This window comes from Citrobacter sp. Cu096 (assembly GCF_030332285.1).
Lineage (GTDB): Bacteria > Pseudomonadota > Gammaproteobacteria > Enterobacterales > Enterobacteriaceae > Citrobacter > Citrobacter meridianamericanus.
In genome coordinates, this window is the sequence record NZ_JAOWID010000030.1 from 802,817 (window position 1) to 815,266 (window position 12,450).

The 12,450-nt window shown below is 52.5% G+C and carries 10 protein-coding genes; 8 read left to right on the forward strand and 2 right to left on the reverse strand.

Annotated features, from left to right (window positions below; genetic code table 11):
* The first annotated feature begins 6 nt into the window (after positions 1-6).
* From cheY to bglB, 7 genes are all read left to right on the forward strand, one after another.
* Positions 7-396: a chemotaxis response regulator CheY gene (gene cheY / locus OGX99_RS18200; RefSeq protein WP_042307777.1), complete on the forward strand. Its 390-nt coding sequence runs from the start codon at positions 7-9 to the stop codon at positions 394-396.
* 13 nt (positions 397-409) lie between these two features.
* Positions 410-1,054 (forward strand): protein phosphatase CheZ, encoded by a 645-nt coding sequence (gene cheZ, locus OGX99_RS18205; protein ID WP_029139578.1) that lies wholly within the window; start codon positions 410-412, stop codon positions 1,052-1,054.
* 158 nt (positions 1,055-1,212) lie between these two features.
* Positions 1,213-2,364: a flagellar biosynthesis protein FlhB gene (flhB, locus tag OGX99_RS18210; protein ID WP_187258818.1), complete on the forward strand. Its 1,152-nt coding sequence runs from the start codon at positions 1,213-1,215 to the stop codon at positions 2,362-2,364.
* On the forward strand, positions 2,357-4,435 hold the full coding sequence (gene flhA, locus OGX99_RS18215; RefSeq protein ID WP_286544601.1) for a flagellar biosynthesis protein FlhA: 2,079 nt from the start codon (positions 2,357-2,359) through the stop codon (positions 4,433-4,435). The genes flhB and flhA overlap by 8 nt, the downstream gene beginning before the upstream one ends.
* Positions 4,435-4,827, forward strand: a complete 393-nt coding sequence (gene flhE, locus OGX99_RS18220) for a flagellar protein FlhE (protein WP_151218859.1) — start codon at positions 4,435-4,437, stop codon at positions 4,825-4,827. The genes flhA and flhE overlap by 1 nt, the downstream gene beginning before the upstream one ends.
* A gap of 262 nt (positions 4,828-5,089) precedes the next feature.
* Positions 5,090-6,676 carry an MFS transporter gene (locus OGX99_RS18225; RefSeq protein WP_286544605.1) on the forward strand — a complete coding sequence of 529 codons (1,587 nt, stop codon included), beginning with the start codon at positions 5,090-5,092 and terminating at the stop codon, positions 6,674-6,676.
* On the forward strand, positions 6,677-7,816 hold the full coding sequence (gene bglB / locus OGX99_RS18230) for a beta-galactosidase BglB (protein ID WP_151225616.1): 1,140 nt from the start codon (positions 6,677-6,679) through the stop codon (positions 7,814-7,816).
* On the opposite strand, the gene mrdA2 is transcribed toward bglB, so the two are convergent.
* A complete protein-coding gene (gene mrdA2 / locus OGX99_RS18235; RefSeq protein WP_187258822.1) occupies positions 7,788-9,725 on the reverse strand; it encodes a peptidoglycan DD-transpeptidase MrdA2 in 1,938 nt (645 codons plus the stop codon). The genes bglB and mrdA2 overlap by 29 nt on opposite strands.
* A gap of 184 nt (positions 9,726-9,909) precedes the next feature.
* On the reverse strand, positions 9,910-11,643 hold the full coding sequence (gene argS, locus OGX99_RS18240; protein ID WP_286544610.1) for an arginine--tRNA ligase: 1,734 nt from the start codon (positions 11,641-11,643) through the stop codon (positions 9,910-9,912).
* Positions 11,644-11,881: 238 nt separating this feature from the next.
* On the opposite strand from argS, the gene OGX99_RS18245 reads away from it, so the two are divergent.
* Entirely contained in the window at positions 11,882-12,448 is a 567-nt protein-coding gene (locus tag OGX99_RS18245; RefSeq protein WP_151225615.1) for a VOC family protein, read from the forward strand.
* Positions 12,449-12,450: the final 2 nt, after the last annotated feature.

Here is a 12,450-nt window from a genome sequence, read left to right on the forward strand (position 1 = left end):
TTTTTTATGGCGGACAAAGAGCTTAAGTTTTTAGTTGTGGATGACTTTTCCACCATGCGTCGCATCGTGCGTAACCTGCTCAAAGAGCTGGGATTCAACAATGTTGAAGAGGCTGAAGATGGCGTGGACGCGCTGAATAAGCTGCAGGCAGGTGGATTTGGTTTTGTCATTTCCGACTGGAACATGCCGAACATGGATGGTCTGGAACTACTGAAAACCATTCGTGCCGATGGCGGAATGTCATCCCTGCCGGTGCTGATGGTTACGGCGGAAGCGAAAAAAGAGAACATCATTGCGGCAGCACAGGCAGGTGCCAGTGGGTATGTCGTGAAACCGTTCACGGCAGCGACGCTGGAAGAGAAACTCAATAAAATCTTTGAGAAACTGGGCATGTGAGGGTGTGATAATGATGATGCAACCACAAATTAAACCTGCTGACGAACACTCAGCAGGGGACATCATCGCGCGCATCGGCAGTTTGACCCGAATGCTGCGCGACAGCCTGCGTGAACTGGGGCTGGATCAGGCTATTGCCGAAGCGGCAGAAGCGATTCCCGATGCCCGCGATCGTCTCGATTACGTTGTGCAGATGACCGCACAGGCGGCAGAGCGGGCGCTGAACAGCGTGGAAGCTTCTCAGCCGCACCAGGACGCGATGGAAAAAGGGGCCAAAGACCTGACCAAACGCTGGGATGAGTGGTTCGAAAATCCGATCGAGCTGTCTGACGCCCGTGAACTGGTCACTGATACCCGCCAGTTTCTTGGCGATGTCCCCGGTCATACCAGCTTTACCAACGCCCAACTGCTGGACATCATGATGGCGCAGGATTTCCAGGACCTCACCGGTCAGGTCATCAAGCGTATGATGGATGTTATTCAGGAGATTGAACGTCAGCTGCTGATGGTTCTGCTGGAAAATATTCCGGAGCAGGGCGCTCGTCCAAAACGTGAAAACGAAAGCTTGCTGAACGGCCCGCAGGTTGACACCTCAAAAGCCGGCGTGGTGGCGAGCCAGGATCAGGTTGATGACCTGCTGGATAGCCTCGGATTCTGATGGCTATTTGCCGGATGTGGGGCGCTGGCCTCTCATCCGGTTCTTACGCAATTCTGCTTAAAGCTATAAATCCCGTCTTTTTTACCGCTTACTCTTCCCATTGCTGGATGGCTGTTCTGGCATCATTCTCGCCTATATCTCTATCCAGGGTCTGATGCGTGGCAGAAGAAAGCGACGACGACAAAACAGAAGCCCCCACACCCCACCGACTTGAAAAAGCACGGGAAGAAGGGCAGATCCCCCGATCCAAAGAGCTGACCTCACTGCTTATTTTGCTGGTGGGCGTGTGCATTATCTGGATTGGTGGGGAGTCGCTTGCCCGCAGACTGGCCGGCATGCTGTCGGCCGGATTACGTTTTGACCACAGTATGGTCAACGACCCAAATCTGATCCTCAGCCAAATCATCCTGCTGATCAAAGACGCGATGATTGCGCTGTTACCTTTGATTACCGGCGTTGTTCTGGTGGCATTAATCTCCCCGGTGATGCTTGGCGGCTTAATTTTCAGCGGTAAATCTCTGCAGCCTAAGTTCTCAAAGCTGAATCCGTTGCCGGGCATAAAACGCATGTTTTCAGCGCAAACCGGGGCGGAACTGCTCAAAGCGATACTGAAGTCTACGCTGGTAGGCAGCGTGGCTGGATTTTACCTCTGGCACAAGTGGCCGGAGATGATGCGGTTAATGGCAGAATCACCAATTACGGCGATGGGCAATGCCCTCGATTTAGTCGGCATGTGCGCGCTGTTAGTGGTGCTTGGCGTCATTCCGATGGTGGGATTTGACGTTTTTTTTCAGATTTACAGCCACCTGAAAAAGCTGCGCATGTCGCGCCAGGATATCCGGGACGAATTTAAGCAAAGCGAAGGTGACCCGCACGTTAAGGGCAAAATACGCCAAATGCAGCGTGCGGCGGCACAACGTCGCATGATGGCGGATGTGCCGAAAGCGGACGTTATTGTTACCAACCCTACGCACTATTCGGTGGCCTTGAAGTATGACGAGAACAAAATGAGCGCACCAAAAGTTGTTGCCAAAGGCGCGGGTCTGGTGGCGCTGCGCATTCGTGAGATTGGCGCCGAGCATCGGGTCCCTACGTTAGAAGCGCCGCCACTGGCGCGTGCGCTGTATCGTCATGCTGAGATTGGTCAGCAAATACCGGGGCAATTATATGCCGCCGTTGCCGAAGTTCTGGCATGGGTATGGCAGCTCAAACGTTGGCGTCTCGCCGGCGGGAAGCGTCCACCACAACCTGAAAACCTTCCGGTGCCTGAAGCACTGGATTTTATGAACGAGAAGACTACTGATGGCTAATCTGGTCGCGATGCTGCGTCTGCCCAGCAACCTGAAATCCACGCAATGGCAAATCCTTGCCGGACCGATCCTCATCCTGCTGATCCTGTCGATGATGGTGCTGCCGCTGCCGGCTTTCGTCCTCGATTTGCTGTTCACGTTTAACATCGCGCTGTCGATTATGGTGCTGCTGGTGGCCATGTTCACCCAGCGTACGCTGGAGTTTGCCGCATTCCCGACGATTTTGCTGTTTACCACCTTATTACGCCTCGCGCTGAACGTCGCGTCTACGCGTATCATTTTGATGGAAGGACACACCGGTGCGGCGGCGGCGGGGAAGGTGGTTGAAGCTTTTGGTCACTTCCTGGTGGGCGGTAACTTTGCGATCGGTATCGTGGTCTTCGTCATTCTCGTCATCATTAACTTTTTGGTAATCACCAAAGGTGCCGGGCGTATCGCCGAGGTTGGCGCACGCTTCGTGCTGGATGGTATGCCCGGCAAGCAGATGGCGATTGATGCGGATTTGAATGCCGGTCTGATTGGCGAAGATGAAGCCAAAAAGCGACGCGCAGAAGTGACCCAGGAAGCGGATTTCTACGGCTCTATGGACGGTGCGAGTAAATTCGTACGTGGTGATGCCATCGCCGGTATTTTGATCATGGTGATCAACGTGGTCGGCGGACTGTTGGTCGGGGTATTGCAGCATGGCATGAGCATGGGTAGCGCAGCGGAAAGTTATACCCTGCTGACTATCGGTGACGGGCTGGTGGCTCAAATTCCTGCACTGGTTATCTCCACTGCGGCGGGGGTTATCGTGACCCGCGTGAGTACCGACCAGGACGTCGGCGAACAGATGGTGACCCAGTTGTTCAGTAATCCCAGCGTCATGCTGCTCAGCGCGGCGGTGCTTGGACTTTTGGGTCTGGTTCCGGGCATGCCGAACCTGGTGTTTCTGATGTTTACCGCCGCGTTACTGGCTCTGGCCTGGTGGATGCGAGGTCGTGAACAAAAGGCCCCGGATGAACCGCAGCCGGTGAAAATGCCGGAAAATAACTCCGTGGTTGAAGCCACATGGAACGACGTACAACTGGAGGATTCCCTGGGTATGGAGGTGGGTTATCGCCTGATCCCGATGGTGGACTTTCAGCAGGATGGCGAGTTACTGGGGCGAATTCGCAGTATTCGTAAGAAATTTGCTCAGGATATGGGCTTCCTGCCGCCAGTGGTACACATCCGTGACAATATGGATCTGCAGCCGGCCCGCTATCGTATTTTGATGAAAGGGGTGGAAATTGGCAGCGGTGACGCCTATCCGGGGCGTTGGCTGGCCATTAACCCGGGTACCGCCGCCGGGTCGCTGCCGGGGGAGAAAACGGTTGATCCGGCTTTCGGTCTGGACGCTATCTGGATTGAAAGCGCATTGAAGGAACAGGCGCAAATTCAGGGCTTTACGGTAGTTGAAGCCAGTACCGTTGTCGCCACGCATTTGAATCACCTGATTGGACAGTTCGCCGCTGAGCTATTTGGCCGTCAGGAGGCGCAACAGCTTCTCGATCGCGTCTCGCAGGAAATGCCAAAACTGACGGAAGATTTGGTCCCTGGTGTCGTGACGCTCACTACGCTGCATAAAGTGCTGCAGAACTTACTGGACGAGAAAGTCCCGATTCGCGACATGCGTACCATTCTCGAAACGCTGGCTGAACATGCGCCGCTGCAAAACGATCCACATGAGCTTACTGCGGTGGTGCGTGTGGCGTTAGGACGCGCTATCACTCAGCAGTGGTTCCCGGGTAATGAAGAAGTTCAGGTTATCGGTCTTGATACCCCGCTCGAACGTTTGTTACTACAGGCGCTGCAGGGCGGTGGTGGGCTGGAGCCAGGACTGGCAGACCGACTACTGGCCCAGACTCAGGAAGCGCTTGCCCGTCAGGAAATGTTGGGTGCGCCGCCGGTCTTGTTGGTTAATCATGCCTTGCGTCCATTACTGGCACGCTTTTTACGCCGCAGCATACCGCAACTGGTGGTGTTATCTAACATGGAGCTTTCCGACAACCGCCATATCCGCATGACGGCGACAATTGGAGGCAAATAATGCGTAATTTACTGTGGTTGTTGTTTTTTCCTCTGGTGGTGCAGGCTGCCGGAGAAGGGGCCTGGCAGGCCAGCGGAATGGGAATTACGTTAAACTACCGTGGTCAGTCAGCCTCGTCTGCGCCACTGGTTCCCAGTCAGCCAGTCTCGGGGTTGATGACGCTGGTGGCCTGGCGTTATGAGCTTAATGGTCCAACGCCCGCGGGTTTACGGGTGCGTTTATGTTCTCAATCCCGCTGTGTTGAGCTGGACGGGCAAAGCGGGACCACGAACGGATTCAATAATGTTCCCGCCATTGAACCGATGCACTTTGTCTGGGAAGTGCCAGGTGGTGGTCGCCTGATCCCTGCCTTGCAAGTTCAGCGCAATCAAGTAATTGTGAACTATCGTTAACGCTTTCCTTTATTCATGCCAGCAGCAGAAACTGCTGGCTGCTTCGCAATTTTAGCCCGCCTCTTTGATTAAATAGAAACGCTGTTTTATAAAATAGGTGACATACGTTGCCGGACTCTTTGTGCTGTTGCCATTTTGCGAATCCCCCTGGCAGAAATAGAAAGGTTTCACTTGCTGTTAGCTTTTACTGTGGCCCTGTAAGGATGCCCTATGTCAAAGCGAGGATTGTGGGGCCTCCCAATAATGTGCAGGGGTAACGGCAATGAAGACACGAAAAATTGGCCTTGTTAACTATTTTGCCTACGGTTCTGGCGATTTTTTAGGCGCAGGCACCACGGCATTAACCGCGGCCTGGCTGCTCTATTTCTACACCACGTTCTGTGGTCTGACGCCTATCGAAGCGACCTTTATTTTCGCTACCGCCAGGGTGCTGGATGCCATCGTGAGTCCGTTAATGGGTTTTTTAACCGATAACTTTGGCTCAACCTGGCTCGGTAAACGCTTTGGTCGTCGTAAGTTTTTTATTCTGTTGGGGATCCCTTGTGTCTTTAGTTACTCGCTGATGTGGGTGGGGGATATGGGATTCTGGTACTACCTACTCACCTATCTGATTTTTGACGTGGTTTACACCATGATTCTGGTGCCATACGAAACTCTGGTGCCTGAAATGACCGATGACTTTAAACAGAAAACCAAATTCTCCGGCGCGCGTATTTCGATGGCGCAAATGTCAGCCATTCTGGCCTCATTCTTACCCGGTGTTCTGCTGACGCTGTTTGGCAAAGAGAATCCGGTGTCTTTTTTCTACGCCAGTCTGGTGTTCTCAGTGCTGTGCGCACTGATGCTGACTTTCGTCTGGTTCTTTACCTGGGAACGCCCGCGGGAAGAGTGGACCCAGGCGGCCCTGCAAGCTGAAGAAGAGAAGAAAAGCCTGACCTTTAGCCAGAGTATGAACCGCTTGCTTGTTGAACTGAGTTCAACGCTACGTATCCGTATCTTTCGCCAACATTTAGGTATGTATCTTGGCGGCTATATTGCGCAGGACGTTTTCAACGCCGTCTTTACTTATTATGTGGTGTTTGTGCTGATGCAGGAAGCATCGATGGCGTCAAATCTGCTGGGTACGATGGCTATTTTCCAGTTTATTGCCGTTATCGCCATGATCCCATTGTGCATCCGTTTCGGACCCGCGCCGTCTTATCGCATGGTGGTGGTCCTGTTTGGCCTCAGTTCACTCTCCTACGCGGGGCTGTATTACGCCGGGCTCAGCGATGTTTATTCTCTGTTGCTGCTGGTATCCGCCGTGGCGGGTCTGGGACGTGGCGGCATCAATTACGTTCCCTGGAATATCTACACCTATATCGCCGACGTTGACGAAGTGATTACCGGCCAGCGTCGCGAAGGGATCTTCGCCGGCATTATGACGTTAACACGTAAAGCGTCGCAGGCGGGGGCTGTGATGCTGGTGGGGATTATTATGCAGTTGTCCGGTTTTGTCTCCGGTCAGGGCATGCAGCCTGCGGCAGTCAGCCATACCATCCTGTTAATTCTGAGCTGCGGCACGCTGATTGTTCTGGCACTGGGCTTCCTGGTTTCCCTGCGCTTTAAACTGAACCTGCAAACGCACAGTACCCTGCGTGAAGAGACGGCAAAAATGCGTGAGTTTGGGCGACCTGTGCTGGAAGGACTTTCCACGAAAGGACGCGCCACCGTAGAGATGCTGTCGGGCATGCCATATGAATCACTTTGGGGTAACAACAATATTGGTTACCTGAATCGTAATAAACCCGCGGCTCCGAAGCTGGAAAAGGGTGCCGCATTGAATTCGACATTGACAGAGGTTAAGTAAATGATTGTTTACCCGGTTAAACACAGCCCATTGTTGCGTCAGCCAGAACATTTTATTGCCAGGGATGAATTAAAAGCGTTGATCAAAAAGGTGACGCATAACCTGGTCAATATTCATGATGAGACTGGCGAGTTCTTGTTACGCCTGGATGACGGGCGTGTTATCGATACCAAGGGCTGGGCGGGATGGGAGTGGACGCACGGCGTCGGCTTGTACGGAATGTATCAGTATTATCAACAAACCGGCGATGCAACGATGCGCGATATCATCGACAGCTGGTTTGCCGATCGCTTTGCTGAAGGCGCAACAACCAAAAACGTTAACACCATGGCGCCGTTTTTAACGCTGGCGTATCGCTATGAAGAGACGCGTAATCCCGTGTATCTGCCGTGGCTCGACAGTTGGGCTGAGTGGGCAATGCATGATATGCCGCGCACTGATTTCGGCGGTATGCAACACATTACGCTGGCGGAAGAAAATCATCAGCAGATGTGGGATGACACGTTGATGATGACGGTTTTACCGCTGGCGAAGATTGGCAAGTTGCTTAACCGTCCCGAGTATATTGAAGAGGCAACCTATCAGTTCCTGCTGCACGTACAAAACCTGATGGATAAAGAAACGGGGTTGTGGTTCCACGGCTGGAGCTATGAAGGGCAGCATAACTTCGCCAACGCGCGTTGGGCGCGTGGCAACAGCTGGTTAACTATAGTTATTCCGGACTTCCTTGAGTTACTTGATTTGCCGGAAAACAATGCCGTGCATCGCTATCTGGTGCAGGTTCTGAATGCGCAAATCGCGGCGCTGGCGAAGTGCCAGGATGAAAGCGGACTGTGGCACACCTTGCTGGACGACCCGCAGTCGTATCTGGAAGCATCGGCTACCGCCGGATTTGCTTATGGGATCCTCAAAGCGGTACGTAAACGCTATGTCGGACAAGACTATGCAGCAGTAGCCGAAAAAGCCATCAGAGGCATTGTGCAACATATTTCACCGGAAGGTGAATTGCTGCATACCTCGTTTGGGACCGGAATGGGTCACAATCTCGATTTCTACCGCAACATCCCGCGGACCTCCATGCCTTACGGACAAGCGATGGCGATGCTGTGCCTTACCGAATACTTGCGTAAGTATTTTTGATATCGGCGTCCGATAGTGCCGCTGCTATCGGACCTGCTTGTTCAGTTGTCTCTGTTGGTGCAATGTTGTCCTGCTGATCAAACAGATGATCCATTATTTGACGCATGACCGGCGCGGCGGTGACGCCATCGCTGCCGCCGTTTTCGAGAATTAACGCCACAGCGACTTTCGGGTTCTTATACGGCGCAAACGCGGTATAGAACACGTGGTCACGCAGGCGTATCGGGATCATTTTCGCATTGTAGGTCTGGTTTTCTTTCAGGCTAAAGACCTGTGATGTGCCGCTTTTTGCGGCAATGCCATAAGGCGCGGTGTGAAAGAACTTATACCCCGTGCCGTTTGGTTCATTCGCCATGCCGAACATCGCCTGACGCACCAATCCCCAATAGGGTGATGAAGCAGAAGCAATTTGTGTGGGTGCTTCGGGAGCCTGATACGGCGTGATGGCTTTTCCACTTTCTTCATCAAGGAGCAGGTGAGGGGCGATAACCTTGCCGTTGTTAATCAGTGCGACCATGGCTTTTACCATCTGGATAGGCGTGGCAATCCAGTAACCCTGACCGATACCAACCGAAATGGTATCTCCCTGATACCAGGCTTTTTTATGCACTTTCTGTTTCCATTCGCGACTCGGGAGCAGGCCGTTATACTCCTCATTAAGATCGATGCCGGTCGGTTTGCCATAGCCAAACTGGCTGAGCATGCTGTTAATCCGGTCAATTCCCATCATATACGCCACCTGGTAAAAGAACGTGTCGGCAGACTCTTCAATCGCTTTGGTGACATCCAACATACCGTGGCCGGTTTTTTTCCAGTCCCGGTAATGTCGATCGGTGCCAGGGAGGGTCCAGGTGGGCGCACCGAAGAAGCTGGTCTGCGGCGTAATCACGCCGTCCAGTAACGCTGACATCGCCATATACGGTTTAACCGTAGAGGCGGGAGGATACAATCCCTGGGTGACGCGGTTGATCAATGGCAGGTCTTTATCCTGAAGCAGCTTGTTGTAGTCCTGATAACTGATGCCTTTGACAAACGGGTTGGGGTCATAGCTGGGATTTGAGACCATTGCCAGCACGGAGCCGTCGTGCGGATCTTCAACCAAAACCGCGGCCCGCTGGCCCGCTAACAGGCTCTCAATGTATTGCTGCAAGTGCAGGTCCAGCGTCAGATGGATATCTTTTCCGGCAACGGGTGGCACATCTTTGATCAGACGCACGATGCGTCCGTGGTTATCAACTTCCACCTCCTGATAACCGGTTTTCCCATGCAGTTCATTTTCGTAATAATGCTCGATACCCTGTTTCCCGATGTTGTGATCGGCGGCGTAATTCTCTGCCAGACCTTTTTTATCCAGCGTTTTCAGATCGCTATCATTGATTTTTGAAACATAGCCAAGGACATGTGCCAGCGCCGCGCCATAAGGGTACTGGCGGTCTTCATAGCTGTTGATATTGACGCCGCTGAAACGAAACTGGTTAACCGAAAAACGGGCGATTTCCACATCGGTCAGCGCATTTTTTAGCACGACCGGGCGATAGCGGCTGCTGGTTTTCAATTCATGGCGAAACTGGTCAATATCGTCAGGGGTGAGATCAACGATGGGCGTGAGTTGCTCAATCAAGGCATTCATATCGCTGATTTTGTAAGGTGTAACGGAAATGTCATACCAGGTGACGTTACGCACCAGCGGGATGCCGTTGCGATCGTAAATCATGCCACGCGTTGGGGCCACGGGGAGCATTTTGATGTCGTTTGCGTTCGACCGGGTGGTGTAATACTGATGCTGACAGATTTGTAAGTTGTAGAGATTGTAAATCAGGATGCCAAAGCAGATGACCACCAGGCCAAAGGCTACCAATACACGCCGCTGGAAGAGTTTTTCTTCCGCCTCAAAATCTCTGAATGTCATTGAACCGTACCCGATTAATTCGCCGCCTAATAATACGGAGGCATAACCGGGATGACAGGCAAAAAATGTTCCATCTCTCTACGGAAATGTGTCATTCCTTGTGAGTTGTTACAGATAGCCCTTTACGGAAATAAAAAAGGCCTGAGTCCGACATCCGAACTCAGGCCTGATTTTTTTAGCACACTTACATACGTTCTACGGTTTCGATACCCAGTGTATCCAGACCCAGCTTCAGCGTTTTCGCCGTCAGTTGTGCCAGTTTCAGGCGGCTGTTACGAATTTCTTCGTTTTCAGCGCTAAGGATAGGGCAGTGCTCATAGAAACCGGAGAACAGACCGGCAACGTCGTACAGGTAAGCACACATCACGTGCGGTGTACCTTCACGTGCAACAACGGTCAGCGTTTCTTCAAACTGCAGCAGACGCGCAGCCAGCTGAGCCTCGCGATCTTCGTTGATAATCACCTGCGCATTTGCCAGCGCGCTTTCGTCGATATCCGCTTTACGGAATACGGACAGTACGCGGGTGTAAGCATACTGCATGTACGGTGCGGTATTGCCTTCGAATGCCAGCATGTTGTCCCAGTCGAAGATGTAGTCGGTGGTACGGTTTTTCGACAGATCCGCATATTTCACCGCGCCGATACCGACAGCATTCGCCAGTTTTTCCAGCTCGTCGGCAGGCATGTCCGGGTTCTTCTCTGCCACCAGACGACGTGCGCGCTCCAGCGCTTCATCCAGCAGATCGGCCAGTTTTACCGTGCCGCCCGCACGTGTTTTGAACGGTTTACCATCTTTACCCAGCATCATACCGAACATGTGGTGTTCCAGCGGTACGGAGTCCGGCACATAACCTGCTTTACGCACGATGGTCCAGGCCTGCATTAAGTGTTGATGCTGACGGGAGTCGATGTAATACAGTACGCGATCGGCATGCAGCGTTTCATAACGATACTTGGCGCAGGCGATGTCGGTCGTGGTGTAGAGATAGCCGCCATCTTTCTTTTGAATTATAACGCCCATCGGTTCGCCTTCCTTGTTCTTATACTCATCAAGGAATACGACGGTAGCGCCTTCGCTTTCAACAGCCAGACCTTTCGCTTTGAGATCGGCCACAATGCCAGGCAACATCGGGTTGTACAGACTTTCACCCATGACGTCGTCACGGGTCAGGGTAACGTTAAGGCGATCGTAGGTTAACTGGTTTTGTGACATGGTAATGTCGACCAGTTTGCGCCACATTTCACGGAAGTACTCGTCGCCACCTTGCAGCTTCACAACATAGCTACGGGCGCGTTCTGCGAAGGCTTCATCTTCGTCGTAATGTTTTTTCGCATCACGGTAGAAACCTTCCAGATCAGCCAGCGCCATCTCTCCGGCATTTTCCTGCTGCTGTTTTTCCAGCCACGCGATGAGCATACCGAATTGAGTGCCCCAGTCGCCGACGTGGTTAGCGCGGATAACATTGTGACCAAGGAACTCCAGCGTACGCACCGCAGCGTCACCGATGATGGTGGAACGCAGGTGACCAACGTGCATTTCTTTCGCGACGTTAGGTGCGGAGTAGTCAACCACAACGGTTTGTTTAGCCGGTTGGGTGACGCCCAGGCGATCGGAGGTCAGCGCCTGCTGAACGTGCTGCGCCAGAAATGCCGGATCGAGAAAAATGTTAATAAAGCCCGGGCCCGCAATTTCTACTTTGCTGGCGATCCCGCTGAGATCCAGATAAGTCAGCACCTGCTCAGCCAGTTGTCGCGGCGCCATACCCAGTTTTTTCGCGACAGCCATCATGCCGTTAGCCTGATAGTCGCCGAACTGTACTTTTGCTGACTGACGAACCTGTGGTTCGCAATCTGCAGGCGCGCCTGCAGCAATCATGGCCTGACTGACTTTTTCTGAGAGAAGAGCCTGAATATTCACCGGAATACCTTACATTTATGAAGCGGCTTAAAATTGACCGCACCAGTTTAAGAATTAAGGGCGGGAGTATACTGCAAATGCCCGTTGCCGTCAGCATTGCGAGCACCGCCAGCAGCCTGAAATATAAACATTGTAACTACGTATAATTATTCATATCGCGCTTAAGAAAATCAGCAGTTGGTTGGGGCTGCGCAACAGGGTAAATTAGCCGCTTTGAACATGGATATGAGCTTTAATTATGGCGAACTGGCAAACAGTTGCAGAACTGCATGATATTTCCGCAGATTTACCGCATTTCATTCAGGCGTTAACGGATCTTTCCACTCGCCTTGGGCTGGATGTCTCATCGCTTGAAGCCGATCACATTTCTCTGCGCTGTCATCAAAATACCACCGCAGAGCGCTGGCGTCGTGGTTTTGAGCAGTGCGGCGAACTATTGTCAGAAAATATCATTAATGGCCGACCGATTTGTTTGTTCAAACTCAATGAGCCCGTCTGTGTGCAACACTGGCAATTTAGCATCGTAGAACTGCCATGGCCGGGCGAAAAACGCTATCCGCATGAAGGCTGGGAGCATGTTGAAATAGTTCTGCCGGGCGACGTGGAGACGTTGAATGCGCGAGCGCTGGCGCTGCTTTCAGATTCTGGACTAAGCCAGCCGGGCATATTTGTAAAAACAAGTTCACCAAAAGGCGAGCGCGAGCGTTTACCAAACCCTACGCTGGCGGTTAGCGACGGCAGCGTGACGATAAAATTTCATCCGTGGTCGATTGAAGCGATTGTGGCCAGCGAACGTCAGGAGTGAGT

Excerpts from the sequence above, each read along its gene's own strand:
- cheZ (WP_029139578.1), top strand. The coding sequence starts at position 410 with ATGATGCAACCACAAATTAAACCTGCTGACGAACACTCAGCAGGGGAC.
- OGX99_RS18245 (WP_151225615.1), top strand. The coding sequence starts at position 11,882 with ATGGCGAACTGGCAAACAGTTGCAGAACTGCATGATATTTCCGCAGAT.
- flhE (WP_151218859.1), top strand. The coding sequence starts at position 4,435 with ATGCGTAATTTACTGTGGTTGTTGTTTTTTCCTCTGGTGGTGCAGGCT.
- cheY (WP_042307777.1), top strand. The coding sequence starts at position 7 with ATGGCGGACAAAGAGCTTAAGTTTTTAGTTGTGGATGACTTTTCCACC.
- mrdA2 (WP_187258822.1), bottom strand. The coding sequence starts at position 9,725 with ATGACATTCAGAGATTTTGAGGCGGAAGAAAAACTCTTCCAGCGGCGT.
- OGX99_RS18225 (WP_286544605.1), top strand. The coding sequence starts at position 5,090 with ATGAAGACACGAAAAATTGGCCTTGTTAACTATTTTGCCTACGGTTCT.
- flhA (WP_286544601.1), top strand. The coding sequence starts at position 2,357 with ATGGCTAATCTGGTCGCGATGCTGCGTCTGCCCAGCAACCTGAAATCC.
- bglB (WP_151225616.1), top strand. The coding sequence starts at position 6,677 with ATGATTGTTTACCCGGTTAAACACAGCCCATTGTTGCGTCAGCCAGAA.